The sequence below is a fragment of the Streptomyces triticagri genome, assembly GCF_003429565.1.
GTDB lineage: Bacteria > Actinomycetota > Actinomycetes > Streptomycetales > Streptomycetaceae > Streptomyces > Streptomyces triticagri.
The window spans coordinates 1-20,386 of sequence record NZ_QUAK01000089.1; the positions used below are offsets into that span (position 1 = coordinate 1).

A 20,386-nucleotide genomic window follows, 5' to 3' on the forward strand; every position below is an offset into this window, starting at 1 on the left:
GGCGGTGCGGCGGGCGGGCGGTCGACCGCCGCGGTCGGCGAGTACGGCACGGCGGGGCCGAACGTGGGCAGCTCCGCGACCGCGCCCGCCCCCGTCGCGGCCCGCGCGCAGGTCCGCGCCGCCTCGGCATGTCGGGCGAGCAGCGACAGCACCTCGCCGGGCCAGGGGAACGGATCCGGCGCGTCCCCGCCGAGCAGCGTCAACAGGGCCTCGGGCGTGGGCCGTTCGGCCGGGTCGAGCCGCAGGCAGGCCGCGATCGGGTCCCGCAGCTCCCCGGGTACGGCGGTGAGGTCGGCGTCGGCCCGGCTGATCCGGTAGATCACGGCGCCCATCTCGCCGTCGGCGTGGTCGAACGGCCCGCGCCCCGTGGCCGCGAACGCGAGCAGCGCGCCCAGGCAGAACACGTCCGTGGCGGGCACCACGGCGCGGCTGCCCTCCAGATGCTCGGGTGCCATGAACCCCGGCGTGCCGACGATCAGTCCGGTGGAGGTGAGGGCGGTGGCGTCGAAGGCCTGCGCGATACCGAAGTCGATCAGCTTGGGTCCGGTGCCGGCGAGCAGCACGTTCGCGGGCTTGAGGTCGCGGTGCAGGACCTGCGCCGCGTGCACCGCCTGCAGGGCGCGGGCGAGCGCGGCGCCGAGCGCCCGGACCGCACCGACGGACAGCGGACCGCTACGGTCCACGGCCTCGGCGAGCGACGGGCCGGGCACGAACTCGGTGGCCAGCCAGGGGAGTCGGGCCCCGGAGTCGCCGTCGAGGAGTCCCGCGGCGTGCGGGCTGCGCACCGCCCGCGCCGCGTCGATCTCCCGCCGGAACCTGGCGCGGAACGCCTCGTCGACCTGCAGGTCCTCGCGTACGGTCTTCACCGCCACCAGCCGCCCGAGGTCCACATCGACGCCCGGGCGTCGGGTCGACTCCTCGGTCCTGCAGGCGAGATGGACCTCGCCCATGCCGCCGCTGCCGAGGCGTCCGAGCAGCCGGTACGGGCCGACGTGGCGCGGCGGGGCTCCTGCGGGCAGGGGTTCGAGCACGGGTGGGGCTCCCTCTTCCGGTGGGATGGTGGCTTCCGGTGGTGCGGTGGTCCGTTCCCGATACCCGGCGGCCGGGCGCCGGCGGTCAGTCGGCGGCCGGCAACTCCACGGACACGACGTCGCCCGTGTCGTACACGAGGTGTGCGACGCCGCCGATGGGGAGCACCTGCGGTGGGCGGACCTCCTTGGCGAACTCGTAGCCGCCGGTGCGGTCGTAGCCGTCCTTGGCGCGGGGGCCGGGCGCGCCCTTCACCGGGATCCTGCGGACCTTGCCGGGGGTGCCGTCCTTGCCGAGCGGGACGGTGTACAGCGCGGAGTGGTCGGCGTACACCACCGAGCCCCCGGCGATCAGCGGATTGGACAGGGCCTGCAGGGACGTGTCGTCGCCCGGTGGCGGCAGCGGGCGCTGCCCGAGCTCGGCGCCGGTGCGCGGGTCGAGGACGCTGAGCGTGGCGGGCCCGTCGTCGTCGCCCCAGTCCGCGTACGGGGCGGCGCCCGGGTCGAAGGCGACGAGTGCGTGCTCGCCCACCGCGGTCGGATACGCGCCGGACTTCGCCACCTTCGAGGGGATCTTCGGGCGCCCGGTCGAGGCGAGGGTGCGGGCGTCCATCCGGTGCAGGTCGAGTCCCGCCTTCCCGGTGGGGTCGTACGGCGCGCAGTACGCGGAGCGGCCGTGCACCATCAGTTCGCCGCAGGTCTTCGCTCCCGACTCGACCTGGCCGGACTGCTCGCCGGACTCCGCGTCGTATCCGACGATTCCGGCGTCGCTGACCGCGTAGACGATGCCGCCGGCGAGGGTGACCGGCTCGAAGTTGCGGGTCTCGGCCCTGCTGAGCGACCGGTTGGTGAGCCGCCGGCTCCAGCGCTCGGTGCCGTCCTTCAGGGCGAAGGCGGTGACGGCCGGGTTCTCGATGCTGCTGGTCGTCACGAACACGGCGCCGTCCCCGACCAGCGGCCGGGTCGCGGTGTCGGCGGCGCCGCTCGCCTTCTTCTGCCAGCGGACGGCGCCGCTGCGGGCGTCGCGCACCTGCAGGGTGCCGTCGGAGACGAAGGCGACCAGATCGCCGTGCACGGTGGGCTGCGTGGTGCCGCCGGGGATGAAGACGGCGCCGGAGGGCCCGATGAAGGTCTTCCTGTCCCGGTCGTCCTTGACCAGATCGGCCTGCCAGAGCCGCTTGCCGGACGCCGTGTCCAGTACGTCGACGCGTCCCTCGTTCGTACGGCAGGCGAGCACGGTCGGACCCGCGGAGCAGCCGACCGACGGTCCCGACAGATCGCCACGCCAGGGCTTCCAGCCCGCCGGCCGCTGCTTCTCGTCCTGCGGGACCTCGCCCGCGCCGTTCGCCCGCCCGCGGTCGTCCACGCCGAGGACCTTCGCCGTGCCCTCGGCGCCGGGCCGGGCATCGGCGCCGCGGCCGGGACCGGTCACGTCGTCCCGGGACTGCCACCAGTGCAGCCCGAGCCCCGCGCCGCCGCCGACCAGCGCGGCGGCCAGACATACGGCGATCACGGTGCGGGCCCGGCGTCCGCCCGCCCGCGGGGGACCCGGGGGAGCAGCCGGGGCGGGGCCCATCGTGGGGAGGTGGTGCAATGGCGGCGCGGCCGATGCACCGACGGTGGGCGGCCCGGCGGGCCTCGCGGGCCCCGGAGTCGGCACCGACTCCGGTCCCGGTCCCGGTCCCGGCTCGGGTTCCGCCAGCAGCGCCGTCCCCGCCGCCACCAGCTGATCGGCCTCCCGCCGTATCGTCACGACCCGTTCCCGTACGCCGTCCGGCCAGGCCAACTCCTCGTCCCCGCCGAGCCGTTCGGCCACCTCCGAGGGCGTGGGCCGTTCGGCCGGGTCGACCCGCAGACAGTCGGCGAGCACCGGCCGCAGCGCCTCCGGCACGGCGGAGAGATCGGTCCGCGCCTCGGCGACCCGGTGCAGTACGGCCGGTACGGGACCGTCCCCGAACGGGTCCTCGCCGCTCGCCGCGTAACAGAGCAGCGAGCCCAGACAGAACACGTCCGACGCCCCGGTCACCGCGCGCCCGCCCGCCAGATGCTCGGGCGACATGAATCCGGGCGTGCCGAGCAGCAGCCCGGTGGCCGTCATGGTGGTCGCGCCGGTCGCGCGGGCGATGCCGAAGTCGATGAGCCGCGGGCCGTCCAGGTCGAGCAGGACGTTCCCGGGCTTGAGGTCGCGGTGCAGTACGCCGCTGCCGTGCAGATCGTCGAGTGCCAGGGCGAGTCGCGCCCCGAGGCCGCGCACCGCGGGCTCGGGCAGTGGTCCGTCACCGCGTACCGCGGCCGCGAGCGTCGGCCCGGCGACGAAGGCGGTGGCCAGCCAGGGCGTCTCGGCGTCCGGGTCGGCGTCCGCGACGGCCGCGGCGTACGGGCCGCGCACGGCGCCCGCGACCTTGATCTCCCGCCGGAACCGGGCCCGGAACCCGGCCTCGCGCGCCAGATCCCGCCGTACGACCTTCACGGCCACGAGACCGGCGTGGCCGGCGGAAGCAGCGGTGGAGCCGCCGGCACCGAGGCCGAGCGTCGGCCGGTCCGCCGGGTCCGCCACTGCCTGCCCCCGTGCGAGGAAGACCTCGCCCATCCCTCCTGCGCCGAGCCGCGCCAGTACGTCGTACGGCCCGATCCGGCGTGGTGCGTTCTCGCGCAGCGGCTCCCACACGGGTCCCGTCCCCCTCCTGAGAAGTGCGGGACATCATTCCATGTCCGTGATCTCAAGATCGGGCCAACGGCCCACCGGACGAGGCGAGTTGGCCCCGTGTCGGATCGGGCCACGCACATGCACGAGGGCCGGAACGCGCATCGCGCTCCGGCCCTCCTGCCGCCGTCCCCGTGCCCCGGGGACGGCGGACGCTCACGCCGCGTACGGCTTCGCGCCGAGGATCTTGACCTTGGCCATCTTGCCGTTCGGCAGCTCGTACTCCGCCTGCTCGCCGACCTTCTTGCCGTTCACGCCGCCGCCGAGCGGGGACTGCGGCGAGTAGGTGTCGATCTCCGTCGAGGCGTACTCGCGGGAGGCGAGCAGGAAGGTGATGGTGTCGTCCTCGTCACCGTCGAAGGCGATCGTGACGACCATGCCCGGCTCGACGACGCCGTCGTCCGGCGGGGCCTCGCCGACCTTCGCGTGCTCGAGGAGCTGGGTGAGCTGGCGCACCCGGAGCTCCTGCTTGCCCTGCTCCTCCTTGGCCGCGTGATACCCGCCGTTCTCCCGCAGGTCGCCCTCCTCGCGGGCCGCGGCGATCTTCGCAGAGATCTCGCCGCGCGCGGGACCAGACAGATACTCCAGCTCGGCCTTGAGCTGGTCGTACGCCTCCTGGGTCAGCCAGGTGACGTTGTCGCTGGTCTGGGTCACAGGTGCTCCTCGTCCGTACTGGGAATACAAAGCAACGCCCTACCCAGAAGTGTGTTCCCTCCTGGGTGGGCGAAACCACGAGCCTAACAATTCCGGCGGGGAAGGGGGAGGACGCAGTGAAGTCCGATCACTCAGCGTCACACGAGATGAGTTCCGCGGCCGTCGCCCGCGAGGTCGTGCGTACGGTGACGACCTCGTCGACACGGTCCACCCGCTGGGCGAACGTGACGTTCTTGCGGCCGACCTCCGCGCCGTTCTCGGCGAGTGCGCGCACCGTGCAGACGCCGCTCGTGCCGGGGTCCTTGTGGATCTCCAGGTGGACCGCGACGGAGTCGTCCGAGACCACCTTGGACTTGATCATCTCGCCGTTGAAGGCGTTCTTGCCGCCGATGTAGTCGACGCCGATCCAGGCGATCACGCCGAGCATCACCACCGCGAGCACGGATCCGACGATCTTCAGCTTCCGGTCGGCGCGGGCGTCCTCGGAACTGCCGGCGTGGCCGGAGCGGCCGTAACGGCCTTCGGGGAGCTGTTCGCGCTGGTCGCGGACCGTGCTCATGATCGTCCTCTCGGGGCCTGGCGCCTCAGGGGGAGTCCGGGAACGGGGTCCCGGAATTATTCGCCCCCCGATTCGGTCACTATAGAAGCCGCCCAACGCGCCGAAACCACGAGGGCGCCGAATCACGAGGATCGAGTCTTGACTGAGCAGCTGCGACTGATGGCCGTGCACGCCCACCCCGACGACGAGTCGAGCAAGGGCGCGGCCACCATGGCCAAGTACGTGTCCGAGGGGGTGGACGTCCTCGTCGCCACCTGCACGGGCGGGGAGCGCGGTTCCATCCTCAATCCCAAGCTCCAGGGCGACACCTACATCGAGGAGCACATCCACGAGGTCCGCGCCAAGGAGATGGACGAGGCGCGCGAGATCCTCGGCGTACGCCAGGAATGGCTCGGGTACGTGGACTCGGGGCTGCCCGAGGGCGACCCGCTGCCGCCCCTGCCGGAGGGCTGCTTCGCCCTCCAGGACGTCGACGAGGCGGCCGGCCGGCTGGTCCGCCTGATCCGTTCGTTCCGCCCGCAGGTCGTCACGACGTACGACGAGAACGGCGGATATCCGCACCCGGACCACATCATGACCCACAAGATCTCGATGGTGGCCTTCGACGGAGCGGCCGACACCGCGAAGTACCCCGAGGCCGAATTCGGCCCGGCCTTCCAGCCGCAGAAGATCTACTTCAACCAGGGCTTCAACCGCCCGCGCACGGTCGCCCTGCACGAGGCGCTGCTCTCCCGCGGCATGGAGTCGCCGTACGGGGACTGGCTGAAGCGCTGGGACGAGTTCGAGCGCGCCGAGCGCACCCTGACCACCTTCGTGCCGTGCGCGGAGTTCTTCGAGATCCGCGACAAGGCGCTGATCGCGCACGCCACGCAGATCGATCCGGACGGCGGCTGGTTCCGCATCCCGATGGAGATCCAGAAGGAGGTCTGGCCGACCGAGGAGTACGAGCTGGCGAAGTCGCTCGTGGACACTTCCCTCCCCGAGAGCGACCTCTTCGAGGGCATCCGGGACAATGCCTAGTGTGAACGCGAATCTGGCACTGACGCAGTTGCTCCCGCTGGCCGAGGAGCTCGACAAGGACAAGGTCACCCCGGGTGTCCTCGGCTTCGTCGTCTTCGCGGCCCTGGCTGTCGGCGTCTGGTTCCTGATGAAGTCGATGAACCGGCACATGGCCCGGGTCGACTTCGAGGAGGAGCCGGAGGACGCGAAGCCCGTGCGCAGCGGGGGCGACGCCTCCTAGGGGCCGGTAGGCCCCTCCGCCCCCACGGGTCGACCTCGTGGGGGCGCTCGTGCGTCCCGCGGGAGTCAGCGCTCCGCGCCGACCGGCACTCCCATGACCTCCCGTGCGTGCCGGCCCGGGACCATGCCGAGGCGCCAGGCCTGCCAGCCGGCCTCCAGGTCGATGCCGCGGTCCAGCATCAGGGCGTACGTGTCCAGGTAGTCGCCGAGCTTGGCGTCCCGGGTCGGGTGGATCGACCTGCGCAGCTGGGACAGCTCCTCCTGGGCGACCGCCGTGCCCACCTCGGAGCCGCCGGGCGAGGCGTACGGCAGCAGGGTGCAGCGCAGGAAGCGCGCCCAGTCCTCGCCGCGCCGGTCCCCGTACGAGGCGAAGAGGCCGGCCGCGTCGTCGCAGAGGCCGAGGGCCTGCTGGCTGCGGGCGTTGCCCGCGTCGACCACCGCGAGCTCCAGGCAGGTCCAGGCCTCGCCGTGGACGACCTTGATCCGCTGGAAGTCGGCGCGGGCGTCCGCGAGGAGCTGCCGGGCGAAGCCGGAGTTGCGCAGCGAGCCGGTGCGGGCCGCGTTCTGGTCCCGGGTGACCCGACCCGAGTGATGGCGCGCGCAGGCGAGTCCGTACACGTCCCGCATCCGGGAGAACATCGTCCGGGCGCGCTCCAGATCGCGGACCGCCTGGTCGAGACTGCCGGTCTCCTCCAGGGCCTGGCCCAGGTAGTAGAGCGACCAGGCCTCGCCACGCGCGTCCTCGTTGTCGCGGTGCCGGGAGACCGCCTGGCGCAGACCGTCCACCGCGGCCGAGGGGTCGCCGGCCACCAGTCGGGCCCGTGCCAGCTGGGTGAGGGCCCAGGCCTCGCCGCGGGCGTCCCGGGTGCGGCCGTACAGGTCGAGGGCCTCGCGCAGCTCGGTCTCCGCGCGCGGTACGTCGTCCATCCGCAGGCGCAGCTGGCCGAGTTGGAAGTGGGCCCAGGCCTGGCCGTGCACGGACTCGCTCGCGCGGTGCAGGGTGAGCGCCGAGTTCAGCAGGTCGAGCGCCTCGGCGACATGCGCCCTGTCCCGCTCGACGGCCGCGAGCGCGTGCTGGGTCCAGGCCCGGTCGCCGGCCAGCGCCTCCGAGGCCTGCAGGTCCAGGGCCTCGCGCAGCTTCGCCGCGGCCTCGGTGAGCTGGCCCTGGTGGTGCAGGGTGATGCCGAGCGAGCAGAGCGCCCGCGCGGCGCCGGCCTCGTGGTGCGCCTCGAAGTACAGGTCGACCACCGACGACAGGGTGCTGCGCGCGCGGTCGAGCTCGCCCAGCTGACGGGCCGCGATGCCGGTGCGCCACTGCACGGACCGGCCGAGCAGACCCTGGTCCACGGCCTGGGTGAGCTCGGAGATCTCGCCGAGCCGGTACAGGTCGCCGCGCAGCAGGCAGTAGTCGCACAGGGCGCCGAGCAGATTCAGTACGGCCTGCTGGTCGACGCCCTCCGCGTGCCGCAGCGCCGCCGTGATGAAGCTGGACTCCTCGTCGAGCCAGCGCAGCGCCGCGTCGAGCGAGGTGAAGCCGTGCGGGCCGAACTGGTCGGCGCGGGTCGAGGTCTTGCCGTCGACCAGGCGGATCACCGAGTCGGCGAGCTCCGCGTAGTTGGCGATCAGGCGCTCCTGGGCTGCCGTGCGCTCGCCGGGCTCCTCCTCGTCGAGCAGCCGGGCGCGGGCGAAGGAGCGCACCAGGCCGTGCAGCCGGTACCTGCTGCCCCGTACCTGCATCACCAGGCCCGCGGCCGCGAGCGCCTCGAGCCGCCGGGCCGCCTCGGTCTCGTCCGTCGCCAGGAGCGCCGCCGCGGCGGCCGCGCCGAGCGAGGCCCGGCCGGCCAGCGCGAGGCGGCGAAGGAGGCGCCGTGCGGGGTCGGGCTGGTCGGTGTAGCGCAGCCACAGGGCGCGCTCCACCGGGTCGACGGGGCCGTACGCGGACAGGTCGGCGGCCAGCTCCCGGGTGCTGCGCGGGCCGATCGCGGAGCCGGCGATGCGCAGCGCGAGCGGCAGACCGCCGCACAACTCCCGTACGGCATCGGAGGATTCGGCGTCGTACGGCTCCGAGGCGTCCTGCGCGGACTCGCGGAGCAGCTCCTCGGCGCCGGCCGCGTCGAGCGGTCCGACGGGCAGCTGGTGCACCCAGGCGGACAGGTCCTCGGGCAGCTCGAGGGGCTGCCGTGAGGTGACCAGGACCAGGCTGTCGGAGCGGTCGGGGACGAGGGTGCGGACCTGCTCGGCGTCGCCGGCGTCGTCCAGGATGACGGTGACCGGAAGGCCGGTCAGATGCTGGTGGTAGAGATCGGTGAGGCGGCGCAACTGCTGTTCCTGCGAGACCCGTTCGCGGAACAGGAGCTGTTCGCGGGGCGCGCCGAGCCGGTTGAGCAGGTGAAGGAGCGCGTCCCGGGTGGTCAGCGGGCCGTCGGTGGTGCTGTGGCCGCGCAGGTCCACCACGCACGCCCCGCGGAACTGGTCCTTCACCTCGAGCGCGGCCCGCAGCGCGAGGGTGCTGCGGCCGGAGCCGGGCGGGCCGTGCAGCACGACCACGGTCGGCTTGGTCTCGATGGCCGCGCGGGCCGCGTGCACCCACTGCCCGATCTGTGTCACGTCCTGCCTGCGGCCCGCGAACGGGCCCAGCGGCTCCGGCAGTTGGCCGAAGGAGTTTGCCAGTACGGTGCGCCGCCGGGCGGCCGCGCTCTTGTCCGTACGGCGCAGCGGCGGCGGCTTCTTCGCGCCCGTGGTGGTCGCCGCGGACACCACCCGCTGCTGGTCGAGGTACGGGCGGATGCCCCGTACCTCAAGGGCGGTCAGCCACTGCAGGCGCAGCTGCTCGGGGCCGCCGGGCTGATGCAGCGCCCCGGCCTGCCGGTGGGCGGCCGGCCAGTGCGCGGCGGTGACCCGGCCGACGGTGGTGGCGGCGCCGGCGACCGCGACGACCGCGCCCGCGGCGAGCGCGGTGCCGGCCCCGGTGCCGAACGACAGGTCGGCGAGGCTCGCCGCGAGTGCGGCAACAGCCGTCACCAGTACGGGAGTCGTGCCCTGCTCGGCGAACCGCTGGCCGAAGGTCCTGCTGCCCGCCTCCGCCTCGTCGAGGGCCCGCACATACGCCGCGTACTCCTCCGCCGATGTCTCGGCCATCGTGTCGAGGGACCCGCGGGCCCGGCTGAGCAGCACGTTCCCGTCGGTTCGGCCGCCGGAGCGCCTGACCTCCTCCTCCACGGCCCGCGCCAACAGGCCCTCGGCCTCCGCCCGATGGCTGTCCCGCATGTGCATCCCCCTTTTGGAGTCCTGGAGCCTGCCGTCAGCCGCGTCACTGTCCGACACCGCCACTCGATCCGCTCCGGGCGGCCCTCGACTGATCTTTGACCCCAAGTGTCCTGCGTACACCCTCACTTCGCGAGGGCACACCGGGCGCTGCGTCCACTTCCTGAGCCGTTCTTGAGGCTTCGCTCAAACCTCCGGGCGAGTTGTCGGTTCGGCCGGCTCAGGTGGTGTAGTCCGCGTTGATCTTCACGTAGCCCTCGGTGAGATCACAGCCGTACACGGTGAACTCGCCTTCTGCGATGCCCAGTTCGATGCGGATGACGACCTCGTCCCGGGCGAGGAGCGCGGCGGCCCCGGCGAGCAGGGCGTCGCTCGGCTCGTCCGGGTGCATCGGCAGCTCGCCGAAGAGGATGCGGACGCGGGCGGGTTCGATGTCGGTCTCCTCGTGCAGCTTGCCGATCGCCATCGCCACCCGGCCCCAGTTCGGGTCGCCGCCGTGCACGGCGGCCTTCACCAGCGGGGAGTTGACCACGCTCTTGCCGACCCGCTTGGCCTGCGCGTCGTCGCGGGCTCCTGTCACCTGGACCTCGATGAGCTTGCTCGCGCCCTCCCCGTCCGAGGCGATGTCCCGGACCAGGTGCAGGGCGCATGCGTACAGTGCCTCCTCGAAGGCGGCCGGATCGACCGGTCCCGCAAGGCCGTTGGCGAACACGGCGGCGGTGTCGCTGGTCGAGGTGTCGGTGTCGATGCTCAGGGCGTTGAAGGTACGGTCCGTCACGCGCCGGAACACGGCGTCGAGTTCGGCGGCCGGGAGTTCGGCGTCGGTGAAGAAGAACGTCAGCAGGGTGGCCATGTCCGGTTCGATCATGCCGACGCCCTTGGCGATGCCCGTGACGACCGCGTCCCCGCACCGGACCGAGATGTGCTTGGGGCGGGTGTCCGTGGTCATCATCGCCGCGGCGGCCGCGGGGAAGTCCGCCTCCGGGAACGGCCGTGCCAGCGCGGCGAGTCCGGTCCGGATGCTGTCCATCGGGTAGGGGCGGCCGATCACGCCGGTGGAGCCGATGATCAGCTCCTCGGGCGGTACGCCGGCGATCGCGGCCACCGTGGCGCGCACCTCCTCCGCGTGCGCGGCGCCGGCGCGCCCGGTGGCCACGTTCGCATTGCGGGAGAGGACGACCATGCCGCGGGCGCTGTGCAGCGCCGCGGTCTCGCGGCTGAGGACGACGCTCGGACCGGCGAAGCGGGAGCGGGTGAAAACGGCGGCGGAGCGTGCGGGTACTTCGGAGACGACGGCCACGAAGTCGTCGTCGACGTCCTTGAGCCCCATGTTGGCCGAAATGCTCCGGAAGCCCCGCGGGTTGAGGGTGTTCTTCTGCATGGTCGGGTACGCCTTCCCGTCAACACGGTGAATGAGTATGCGAGCAAACGTATATGTGCTCAGTGGGTGGCGCGAGCGATTTCGCCGCAGGGATGTCACCGAAAGTGAAGCGACGGACACCTGCCGTCACTCGTACGAGTCTACGAACAGCGGGACTTGGCCCCCCGGCGTCTTCATGCCTTCCACCCCTGGCTGAGGTCACCGGGTCGGCTGTCTACTCCTCACATACGCTGAACGAAGTGGTCCGGGGCCACTCGTCCCGCATCTCGTGCGGGACGGGCAGCCAGGGAGCTTCCCCCGACTCCGAAAGAAGTGACTAGTGACCGCGCAGACCGAAGAAACCAGTGTCCACGAGGCCGAGCGCGCCTGGCTGAACGAGGCCATCGACCTTGCCACCACGAGCGTGGCGAACGGTGGCGGTCCGTTCGGCGCCCTGATCGCCAAGGACGGTGAGATCGTCGCCCTCGGGAACAACCAGGTGACCTCGAACCTGGACCCGACCGCGCACGCCGAGGTCAGCGCGATGCGCGCCGCCTGCCAGAAGCTCGGCACCTTCTCGCTCGAGGGCTGCGTCCTGGTCACGTCCTGTGAGCCCTGTCCGATGTGTCTGTCGTCCGCGCTGTGGGCGCGCGTGGACCGCGTCGTCTTCTCCGCGGACCGGCACGACGCCGCGGTGGCCGGCTTCGACGACCGCAAGTTCTACGACCTGTTCCAGAAGCAGCCCGCGTCGCTGTGGCCGGTGGACGTCGAGCAGATCGACCTGCCGAACCGTACGGCCCCGTTCGACGCATGGCTCGCCAAGTCGGACCGCATCGACTACTGACCGAGCGCGTTCGACACCGGGACCGGGCCTCCGCGTACGGGGGTCGTACGGGGGACCGCATCCAGCGCCGGAGAGGCCGGGCGTCAATCGTGACGCCCGGCCTCTTCGCGTGCCTCCCCGGTGTTCGCGCCCTTCCCCGGTGAACGGGGAGCTCAGCCCAGATGCGAGGTGTCGTTCAGGGAGCGCACCGACGCCCGGCCCTGACCGTCGTACGACAGGACCGAGAGGGACGCCGCCGCGAGCTCCATCCGGAACAGCGCCGCGGGCGGTGCGCCGAGCGCGAGCCGGACCAGCGTCCGCAGCGGCGCCACGTGCGAGATGACCAGGATCGTACGACCCGGGTGCCGCGCCAGGAGCCGGTCGCGGGACCGTGCGACCCGGCGCGACACCGACGCCAGCGTCTCGCCCGTGCCGCCCGGTGCGGCCTGCGGCGACTCCTGCCAGGCCGTGAACCCGGCCGGGAAGCGCTCGCGCACCTCGGCGAAGGTGAGCCCCTCCCAGTCGCCGAAATCCGCCTCGCGCAGACCCGCGTCGACCCGTACGCCGAGACCGAGGCGCCGCGCCACCGCGCCGGCCGTCTCGCGGCACCGGGCGAGCGGCGAGGACACCACGTCCTGCACCGTGCCGCGGGCCGCGAGCGCCGCCGCGACGGCCGCGGCCTGCCGGCGCCCGGCCGAAGACAGGGCGAGGTCCGGGCCACCGCTGCCCGACAGCCGCCCCTGCGCCGTGAGCGCCGTCTCACCGTGCCGGAGCAGGACCAGCGTGGTGGCAGCCCGGGGCCCGGCGCCGGGGCGCTCCTCGGTCATCCGGAGGTCTTCGACACGAGATGGTTGCCGAGCATCAGGTGGTCGATCTCCGTGCCGAGGAAGCACCTCAGGGCGTCCACCGGCGTGCAGACGATCGGCTCGCCCGCCACATTGAACGAGGTGTTGAGCAGGCACGGCACATCGGTGAGCGCGGTGAACCGCCGCAGCAGGGCGGCCAGTCGCGGGGTGTCCTCCTCGGTGAGCGTCTGCACCCTCGACGTACCGTCCACATGGGTCGCGCCCGGGATCACGTCCTGGAACTCCGGCCGCACCGGGAACACGAACGTCATGTACGGCGACCGGTCCTTGCGGCCCATCTCGAAGATCTTCGGGGCATCCGATTCGAGCACGATCGGGGCGAACGGCCGGAAGGGCTCCCGGTGTTTGACCCGGGTGTTGATCACGTCCTTGATGTCGGGGAAGCCCGGGTTCGCCAGGATGCTGCGGTGGCCGAGGGCTCGTGGCCCGTGTTCGAGCCGTCCCTCGTACCAGCCGACGACGACCTTGCCGGTGAGCAGCTCCGCCACCCGCTCGACGAGCTCCTCCTCGTCGTCGAGCCTGGTCCAGCGCACCCGGCCCGCGAACTCCGCGAGGGCCTGCTCGATCGCGGCGTCGCCGTACTCCGGTCCGAGATACGGGGTGACCCGCGGCGTCGGTCGCGGGGCGCCGGAGGCCGAGGGATGGCTGAGCCAGGCGTGCACCGCGGCGCCGATCGTGACGCCCGTGTCGCTGGCGCCGAAGCTGACCTCCATGCTGTCGAACCGTGAACTCTCGAAGAGCGGTGTGTTGTTGAGGCAGTTGAGCGCCACCCCGCCCTCGAACAGCAGCCGGTCCAGATCGGTCCTGGCCTCCAGGGCGCGCAGCTGGTGCCGGGTGACGGCGGTCAGCATCTCCTGCGCCGCGGCGGCCACCCGCGAGCGGTACGCCAAGTCGTCCCGGAACGGCCCGAAGTACTCCTCGAAGAGCGGGTCGAGACCCCACGGGTCGTCCGTGGCGAGCGGCCGCGCGAAGCTGTACGTACCGCCGTCGTGCAGCTGCACGAAGTGCTCGAGGAGCGGGTTCGGGGACGGCGGATCGGCGTAGCCGGACAGGCCCATGACCTTGTACTCGTCGTTGTTCGGCACGAAGCCGAGGAATCGGGTGAGGGCGCTGAACAGCAGCCCCATCGAGTACTCCGCGCCGATGGCGGACTCCTCGAACACCCGGATCCGGCCGTCGCGGATCTCCCCGGTGATAGTGGAGAGCACCTCGGCACGCCCGTCGCTGATCAGGAACGCGCTGTCCTGCAGGCCCGCCGCGTGGTAGCCGGTCATCGCGTGCGCGAGATGGTGCGGTACGAACACCACCTTGTCCGGGTCCGGGGTGAAGCCGGTGCGCTCGGCGAAGTCCGCCAGGATCGCCTCGTGGCTGACCACGTCCGTGTACAACGCGCCGATGTCGCCCAGGAGTTGCAGCTTCGCGGCCGGCGGCATCGGCGCGGAGGCGATGCCCGACAGCATCTGGTCGAGGACCTCGGGGGAGAAGTCGAAGGGGATGGCGATCAGATCGATGTCGGAGAACTCGATGCCCGCGTGCTCCAGGCACCAGGCGATCGAGCGGACCGGGAAGTCGGTGGTCTTCTTCTCCCTGTTGAGCCGCTCCTCCTCCACGGCGGCGACGAGTTCGCCGTCGACGAGCAGGGCGGCGCCCGCGTCGTGGCCGAGCAGGTAGTGCTTGTCCCGGCCGGACGCGCCGAAGCGCTCGGCGAAGACGTCCGAGACACGGGTGAAACCGTTGCAGCCCAGGACGATCATGACGGTTTCCTCTCTGTGGTCAGTGCGGCGGCATCGGTCCAGGGCTGCTTGCCGAGCAGCAGGTCCCGGACGATCTCGCCTGCGGCGGGCGCCTGGCACAGCCCCTGGCCGGAGAATCCCGCCGCGTACACGAAGGGCAGCGCGGGGTCACGGCCGATGAACGCGGTCCCGTCCGGGCTGGCGTCGAGGTCCCCGCTCAAGGCGTGCTCCAGCTGACGGCCCGCCAACGCCGGGTAAGTGGCGCCCAGTTGGCGCGAGACCCGGTCGAGCCAGGCCTCCCGTGACTCGTCCGGTCCGGGGCGGCCCATGCCGACGAGCACGCGGTCGCCCCAGGTGCGTATCCGCAGACTGGACGGGTGCAGCGTCATGGGCAGCGCGGCGGCATGCGCCGCATGGCGCGGCGGCGCGTCCGTCAGCAGCAGCTCGATCGGGTACGAGGACACCGGGAGCCGTACGCCCGCAAGCCCGGCGACCGTGTCCGCCCAGGGGCCGGCCGCACACACCACGGTGGCGGCGCGGATGGTGCCCGCGGGCGTGTGCACCTGCCCGTCGGGGTCGATTCCGGTGACCGGTGTGTGCGTACGCACCAGGGCGCCGGCCTGCTCGGCGGCCGTGGCGTAACCGTGCACGATGGCCGCCGGGTCGCAGGCGTACGCCTCGGGCGACCAGGCCGCGGCGACGATGGTCCGCTCGTCGAGCAGCCGGTTGAAGCGTCCCGCCTGGGCGGCGGTCACCAACTCGACGGCCACGCCCGCGGCATGCTGGTCGGCGCGCTCGCCCAGGAAGGTCTCCACCTGCTGCTCGTCGGTGAACAGCTCGAGGAACCCGACGCGTTCGAGGCCGAGATCGGTCCCGGTGCGTTCGGCGAAGGCGTGGTACGCCTCCGTGCTGCGGACGGCGAGGCTGCTGGTGAGCGGGCTGCCGGGGAAGTAGCTGCGGACGACGCCCGCGGTGCTGCCGGACGATCCCGAGCCGAGCTCGCCGCGCTCCAACAGGACGGTTTCGACGCCGGATTCGGCGAGTTGGCAGGCGATGGAGGTGCCGATGACGCCGCCACCGATGACGACGACGTCGGTGCGTCGGGGCAGAGTGCTCATACGGGGCGGCCCGCCTGACGCAGTTCGTCCGCGGCGTCCCACGGGAACAGATGCAGGTTCCAGCCGCCCAGGCAGTTGATGTAGAGCGCCAACTGGCTTGCCAGGGCCTGGAATTCGTCCCGGTCCAGGCGGTCGAGGCAGTCCAGGAAGCGCTGGGTGAAGGCCCACAGCTTCTCCAGGCCGCAGTAGCCGAGGAACTCGGCCGGTACGCCGACGAGCAGGCGCGCCATCTGGCGCAGCGAGTCCAGCGGCATGTCGCCGGCCGCAGCGCGGACCAGGCCGCCGTAGGAGGCGTAACCAAGGGGCCGGGTCTCGCCGTTGACGAAGAGCAGCGTGGGCAGCACGGTGTCGAAGCTGCCGGCGCCGGAGGGGATCGTTCCGCGGTGCAGATCGGCGAGTTCGACCGGTTCGGCGAGCCAGATCCGCTCGGTCTCGGTGTGCACGTCCCGAAGGAGCCGGTCCGCCGCGGGGTCGGTGGCGGTGAGCCGGGGGATGCGGTGGCCGCCGGAGGTGCCGGCCTCCCGGACCTCGACCAGGATCTGCTTCTTCGTCGAGTAGACCGCGTCCCAGATCGCCTGCCCGGCTTCGAGCAGACCCGGCAGGTCCGACTCGCGGATCCGGCCGATCGGCGCGGCCGGCATCGGCTCGGTCAACTCGCCGTACTTGATGCCCAGATGCTGGAGTCCGGACAGGAACACCGTCCCGTCCGGCGCCTCGCGGCGGTCGGCGATCCGCTCGGACGGGTGGGTGTGCAGGAGTTCATGGATCGGCGCCACGTGGTACAGGTGGCTGCCCGCCACCAGGGCATGGCCCTGCAGACTGCGGTACGGCAGCGAATTCCACAGCGTGTCGGCCAATTCGGGGTTACGGCCGTCGAGTTCGGCGGTGACGGTGATTCCCAGATCGGGCCAGGCGATCTCGAGGGTGCGTACGGACAACTGCTCGGTCGGCACAGACTTTCCTTCGCTGTCTAAGGGGTGCGGCACCGCTGTGCAGCGGCGCGACGGTGCGGCTGCGGATCGGCTGCGGCTATTCCTGTGCGAAGTGGTCCCGCATGAGGTCGGTCTGTTTCGCCATCATCGCGATGATGGTCTCGACGCTTTCGGTGTCGGCGTCCTCGGCGATGGTCAGTTCACGCGACCATTCGAAGAAGCTGCGGCCCGGGTCGTTGGTGATCGGCCGGACCCGGATGGTGGCGAGATAGGCGTCGACTCCGGTCGCCGGCGCGACCGCGCGATAGGTCTGCGAGCGGTCCACCTCGTTCCGCCCGGCGACCTCCTGCTGGACCAGGCCGTCGTTGAAGGCCAGGGTGAAGTCGTAGCGGGCCGGCACCTTCTCGGCCGTGCCACCCTCGGCCCAGCCCACCTTCTTCGCGCCCTCGCCGGACACGATCGACACCACCTTCAGGGCGTCGCGGACCACGGCCCATACGGAGTCGGGATCGGCGTCGATGACGGTCGAGTGGTACATCGTGTGTTTCCGCTGAATGGCCAAGAGAACTCCCTCTGCAACGGCGGAAGTTCTGCAACTCCCCCCGTACCGCTGGCACTTGTGCGATAAGTACACAGCCGGCAGCGGGGAGTGAACCAGGAACGGATGTCATGAAGACATGAGCGGGGGTGGAGTGGATTTTCGTGGGGTTCTACAAATTCGGCTCGACGGAGGAGACGCGCGGGCGAGCCGTTTCTTGAGGAACCGTCACATCAATTGGCCCTACCGGGAATTGGAGGACGAAATTCCGGAGCGTTCAGAGGCGGGTCGTCCGGCGCGCACCGGCATCGTCACGCGCTGTCGGCGACCGGCGGATACCCGCTCGCGGTCCCCGCGTCCGGCACCGCCCGCAGCCGTTCCCGCTCACCGGCCGCCGCCTGCTCGAAGGTCTGCAACAGATCCGCCGCGACGCTCACCGCGATGGTGGCCGGCTCCTTGCCGGAGATCTCGGGCATCCCGATCGGCGTCTTGATCCGGCTGATGGCGGCATCGTCGTGCCCGCCCTCGGTGGCCAGCCGGTGCCGGAACCGCGCCCACTTCGCGGACGAGCCGATCAGCCCGATCGAGCCGAGTCCGGGCGTCCGCAGGGCCGCGTCGGCGAGCGCCGCGTCCTCGGCGTGGTCATGGGTCATGATCAGGACATGGGTGCCGGGTGCAAGCTCCTCGAGGACCTCCTCGGGCAGCAGCGGCTGATGGTGCACATGGATCTGCGCCGCCGCGTCCGAGAGCACGGCGAGCCGCTCGTCGGCGAGCATGTCGGGGCGGGTGTCGACCAGATGCAGATCGAGATTGTGCCGGGCCATGATGCGCGCCAGCTCCAGGCCCACATGCCCCATGCCGAAGATCGCCAACGCCGGTACCACCGGCAGCGGTTCGAGCAGTACGGTGACGGCCCCGCCGCAGCACTGCACCCCGTGCCGGTTGGTCACCTTGTCGTTCAGGGCGAACTCCATCAGCTCCGGCTCCTGCCCGGGCGTGCCGATGAGCTCGCGGGCGCGGTCGATCGCGACGGCCTCGATGTTGCCGCCGCCGATCGACCCCCACGCCTCGGTCGGGCCGACCACGAGTTTCGCTCCGGCCCGGCGGGGCGCATGGCCCCGTACGGTCGCCACGGTCACGAGCACGCCGGCCTCCCGGCGCGCCCGCAACCGCCCGACCGCGGTCACCCAGGTCATGTCAGGCATGGCTCAGCGCGCTCGCGCCACTGGTGACCCTGCTGCCGTCGGCCGACTGGATGTCGAGCTGCGAGCCGCCCTTGCGGGCCGACTCGACCGCCCAGTACACCGCCTCCGGCGTCGCCGGCGATGCGAGCTCCACACCGGTCCCGGCCGGCCCGAACGCCGCCGCGGCCTGCCGCAGCGCCTCCCGTACGGAGAAGGCCAGCATCAGCGGAGGCTCGCCGACCGCCTTGGAGCCGTAGACGGCGCCTTCCTCGGTGGCGTTCTCCAGGAGCGTGACGTTGAACTCCTCGGGCATCTCCGAGAAGCTCGGCAGCTTGTACGTGCTCGCCGCCTGCGTCAGGAGCCGTCCGCGCCCCGGACCGTCACTGGTGTCCCAGCGCAGGTCCTCGAGCGTCAGCCAGCCCGCGCCCTGCACGAAACCGCCCTCGATCTGCCCGATGTCGATCATCGGCGAGAGGCTGTCACCGACGTCGTGCACGATGTCCACGCGCCGGATGCGGTACGCACCGGTGAAGCCGTCGACCTCGACCTCGGCCGCGGCCGAGCCGTTCGCGAAGTACTTGAAGGGGGAGCCTCGGAAAGTCTTGGCGTCCCAGTGCAGCCCCTCGGTCCGGTAGTAGCCGGCCGCCGACAGCTGCACCCGCTGGAAGTACGCGGTACGCACCAGGTCGTCCCAGGCCAGCTCCTTGTCCTGGCCGAGCGCACGGGCCACGCCCTCGGTGATGCGTACGTCCGAGGCGTTCGCACCCAGCTGCGATCCGGCCACCTGGAGGAGCCGCTCGCGCAGCTGCTCGCAGGCGTTCTTGATCGCACCGCCGTTCAGGTCCGCACCCGAACTGGCCGCCGTGGCCGAGGTGTTGGGCACCTTGTCGGTACGGGTCGGGGCGAGCCGCACCTTGTGCAGCGGGATGCCCAGGGTGGTGGCGGCGACCTGCAGCATCTTGGTGTGCAGGCCCTGGCCCATCTCGGTGCCGCCGTGGTTGATCAGGACCGAGCCGTCCTTGTAGATCAGGACGAGGGCGCCGCCCTGGTTGAAGGCGGTCAGGTTGAAGGAGATGCCGAACTTGATGCCGGTGACCGCGAGGGCCCGCTTGGTGTGCGGGTGCGCGGCGTTGAACGCGGCGATCTCGCGCTTGCGGTCGGCGATCGAGCCATTCTCCTTGACCTGCTCCCAGGTCGCGGCGATCCGCTCGGCCTGGGTGACCGGCTGCCCGTACGGCGTGGTCTGGCCCTGGCCGGGACGGTAGAAGTTCCGCTCGCGCAACTCCATGGGGTCCAGGCCCAGTTGGGGTGCGCAGCGGCCCAGGATGTCCTCGATCACCAGCATGCCCTGGGGCCCGCCGAAGCCGCGGAAGGCGGTGTTGGAGACCGTGTGGGTCTGGGCGATCCGGCCGGCGACGCGGGCGTTGGGGATCCAGTACGTGTTGTCGATGTGGCAGAGCGCGCGGGCGAGGACCGGCTCGGACAGGTCGAGGCTCCAGCCGCCGTCCGCGGTGAGCGTGGCGTCCAGGGCCTGGATGCGGCCGTCCTTGTCGAAGCCGATCTTCCAGGTGGAGTGGAAGCCGTGCCGCTTGCCGGACATCGTCAGGTCCTGCGTGCGGTTCAGGCGGAAGCGGACCGGGCGGCCGGTCAGCTTGGCGCCGAGCGCGGCGACGGCCGCGAAGCCGTGCGGCTGCATCTCCTTGCCGCCGAAGCCGCCGCCCATCCGCAGGCACTGCACGGTGATCTCGTGCGACGGCACACCGAGCACGTGCGAGACGATCTCCTGGGTCTCGGACGGGTGCTGGGTGCTGCTCTGGATGAAGACCTGGCCGTTCTCGTCGACCTGCGCGAGCGCCGCGTGCGTCTCCAGATAGAAGTGCTCCTGGCCGGCGAACTGGAACTCGCCGGTGATCACATGCGCGGACTCGGCGAAGCCGGCGTCGATGTCGCCGGTCTCCATCAGCGGCTTGGCGCCGTGATAGCTCTCGGCGCCGATCGCGTCCTGCAGGGTGATCAGCGAGGGCAGCTCCTCGATCTCCACCTCGACGGCCGCGGCGCCGAGCCGGGCCGCCTCCAGGGTCTCGCCGAGCACCCAGGCGACCGCATGGCCGTGGAACATGACCTCGTCGGGGAAGAGCGGCTCGTCGTGCTTCATGCCCGCGTCGTTCTCGCCGGGCACATCGGCGCCGGTGAGGACCCGGACCACGCCGGGCACCTCGTACGCGGCCTCGGTACGGAGCGCGGTGATCCGGCCGTGCGCCGTGGCCGACTGCACGGGGTAGGCGTGCAGGACGTCCTTGGTGCGCTGGACCAGGTCGTCGGTGTAGAGCGCGCCACCGGTGACGTGCTGGTACGCGGCCTCGTGCGGNTGGACCAGGTCGTCG

Annotated in this window: 16 protein-coding genes; 3 read left to right on the top strand and 13 right to left on the bottom strand. The window is 71.8% G+C overall.

Translation table 11 applies throughout. The features are described 5' to 3' along the window. The 4 genes from DY218_RS16720 to DY218_RS16735 all read right to left on the bottom strand — a co-directional run. Nucleotides 1-1,031, bottom strand: a 1,031-nt coding sequence (locus DY218_RS16720; protein ID WP_147336149.1) for a serine/threonine-protein kinase, incomplete at its 3' end; no start/stop codon positions are given. A gap of 85 nt (nucleotides 1,032-1,116) precedes the next feature. Continuing rightward, nucleotides 1,117-3,696: a protein kinase domain-containing protein gene (locus tag DY218_RS16725; RefSeq protein ID WP_233521646.1), complete on the bottom strand. Its 2,580-nt coding sequence runs from the start codon at nucleotides 3,694-3,696 to the stop codon at nucleotides 1,117-1,119. A 192-nt stretch (nucleotides 3,697-3,888) separates the two neighbouring features. Continuing rightward, nucleotides 3,889-4,386: a transcription elongation factor GreA gene (gene greA, locus DY218_RS16730; RefSeq protein WP_128556850.1), complete on the bottom strand. Its 498-nt coding sequence runs from the start codon at nucleotides 4,384-4,386 to the stop codon at nucleotides 3,889-3,891. Nucleotides 4,387-4,513: 127 nt separating this feature from the next. Further along, a complete protein-coding gene (locus DY218_RS16735; protein WP_128556851.1) occupies nucleotides 4,514-4,945 on the bottom strand; it encodes a DUF4307 domain-containing protein in 432 nt (143 codons plus the stop codon). A gap of 138 nt (nucleotides 4,946-5,083) precedes the next feature. Between DY218_RS16735 and mca the strand changes: the two genes are divergently transcribed. Together mca and DY218_RS16745 are read left to right on the top strand one after the other, a co-directional pair. Next, nucleotides 5,084-5,965, top strand: a complete 882-nt coding sequence (gene mca / locus DY218_RS16740) for a mycothiol conjugate amidase Mca (protein ID WP_128556852.1) — start codon at nucleotides 5,084-5,086, stop codon at nucleotides 5,963-5,965. After that, nucleotides 5,958-6,185: a hypothetical protein gene (locus DY218_RS16745; RefSeq protein WP_199566758.1), complete on the top strand. Its 228-nt coding sequence runs from the start codon at nucleotides 5,958-5,960 to the stop codon at nucleotides 6,183-6,185. Before mca ends, DY218_RS16745 begins: the two co-directional genes overlap by 8 nt. Nucleotides 6,186-6,250: 65 nt before the next feature. Here DY218_RS16745 and DY218_RS16750 read toward each other — a convergent pair whose 3' ends face one another. Beyond that, the gene (locus DY218_RS16750) at nucleotides 6,251-9,451 is read right to left on the bottom strand and encodes an NB-ARC domain-containing protein (RefSeq protein ID WP_128556854.1); all 3,201 of its coding nucleotides are present in this window, start codon (nucleotides 9,449-9,451) and stop codon (nucleotides 6,251-6,253) included. 217 nt (nucleotides 9,452-9,668) lie between these two features. After that, complete coding sequence (gene argJ / locus DY218_RS16755) at nucleotides 9,669-10,829, bottom strand: bifunctional glutamate N-acetyltransferase/amino-acid acetyltransferase ArgJ (protein ID WP_128556855.1); 1,161 nt, start codon at nucleotides 10,827-10,829, stop codon at nucleotides 9,669-9,671. A 319-nt stretch (nucleotides 10,830-11,148) separates the two neighbouring features. Between argJ and DY218_RS16760 the strand changes: the two genes are divergently transcribed. Next, entirely contained in the window at nucleotides 11,149-11,652 is a 504-nt protein-coding gene (locus DY218_RS16760; RefSeq protein ID WP_128556856.1) for a nucleoside deaminase, read from the top strand. 152 nt (nucleotides 11,653-11,804) lie between these two features. On the opposite strand, the gene DY218_RS16765 is transcribed toward DY218_RS16760, so the two are convergent. From DY218_RS16765 to xdhB, 7 genes are all read right to left on the bottom strand, one after another. Further along, nucleotides 11,805-12,458: a histidine phosphatase family protein gene (locus DY218_RS16765; RefSeq protein ID WP_128556857.1), complete on the bottom strand. Its 654-nt coding sequence runs from the start codon at nucleotides 12,456-12,458 to the stop codon at nucleotides 11,805-11,807. Further along, nucleotides 12,455-14,251, bottom strand: coding sequence for a carbamoyltransferase family protein (locus DY218_RS16770; protein WP_128556858.1), 1,797 nt, complete (start codon nucleotides 14,249-14,251; stop codon nucleotides 12,455-12,457). The genes DY218_RS16765 and DY218_RS16770 overlap by 4 nt, the downstream gene beginning before the upstream one ends. Beyond that, nucleotides 14,248-15,348: an NAD(P)/FAD-dependent oxidoreductase gene (locus DY218_RS16775; protein WP_128556859.1), complete on the bottom strand. Its 1,101-nt coding sequence runs from the start codon at nucleotides 15,346-15,348 to the stop codon at nucleotides 14,248-14,250. Before DY218_RS16775 ends, DY218_RS16770 begins: the two co-directional genes overlap by 4 nt. Further along, nucleotides 15,345-16,301 (bottom strand): cucumopine synthase-related protein, encoded by a 957-nt coding sequence (locus tag DY218_RS16780; protein ID WP_233521647.1) that lies wholly within the window; start codon nucleotides 16,299-16,301, stop codon nucleotides 15,345-15,347. Before DY218_RS16780 ends, DY218_RS16775 begins: the two co-directional genes overlap by 4 nt. A 76-nt stretch (nucleotides 16,302-16,377) precedes the next feature. Next, entirely contained in the window at nucleotides 16,378-16,842 is a 465-nt protein-coding gene (locus DY218_RS16785; protein WP_128556860.1) for an SRPBCC family protein, read from the bottom strand. A gap of 287 nt (nucleotides 16,843-17,129) precedes the next feature. Next, the gene (xdhC, locus tag DY218_RS16790; RefSeq protein WP_199566759.1) at nucleotides 17,130-18,014 is read right to left on the bottom strand and encodes a xanthine dehydrogenase accessory protein XdhC; all 885 of its coding nucleotides are present in this window, start codon (nucleotides 18,012-18,014) and stop codon (nucleotides 17,130-17,132) included. A 1-nt stretch (nucleotide 18,015) separates the two neighbouring features. Next, nucleotides 18,016-20,370 (bottom strand): xanthine dehydrogenase molybdopterin binding subunit (gene xdhB / locus DY218_RS16795; protein ID WP_233521648.1); only part of this gene is annotated, 2,355 nt, incomplete at its 5' end. Nucleotides 20,371-20,386: the final 16 nt, after the last annotated feature.

Excerpts from the sequence above, each read along its gene's own strand:
- DY218_RS16735 (WP_128556851.1), bottom strand. The coding sequence starts at position 4,945 with ATGAGCACGGTCCGCGACCAGCGCGAACAGCTCCCCGAAGGCCGTTAC.
- DY218_RS16745 (WP_199566758.1), top strand. The coding sequence starts at position 5,958 with ATGCCTAGTGTGAACGCGAATCTGGCACTGACGCAGTTGCTCCCGCTG.
- DY218_RS16750 (WP_128556854.1), bottom strand. The coding sequence starts at position 9,451 with ATGCGGGACAGCCATCGGGCGGAGGCCGAGGGCCTGTTGGCGCGGGCC.
- argJ (WP_128556855.1), bottom strand. The coding sequence starts at position 10,829 with ATGCAGAAGAACACCCTCAACCCGCGGGGCTTCCGGAGCATTTCGGCC.
- DY218_RS16765 (WP_128556857.1), bottom strand. The coding sequence starts at position 12,458 with ATGACCGAGGAGCGCCCCGGCGCCGGGCCCCGGGCTGCCACCACGCTG.
- DY218_RS16770 (WP_128556858.1), bottom strand. The coding sequence starts at position 14,251 with ATGATCGTCCTGGGCTGCAACGGTTTCACCCGTGTCTCGGACGTCTTC.
- DY218_RS16775 (WP_128556859.1), bottom strand. The coding sequence starts at position 15,348 with ATGAGCACTCTGCCCCGACGCACCGACGTCGTCGTCATCGGTGGCGGC.
- xdhC (WP_199566759.1), bottom strand. The coding sequence starts at position 18,014 with ATGACCTGGGTGACCGCGGTCGGGCGGTTGCGGGCGCGCCGGGAGGCC.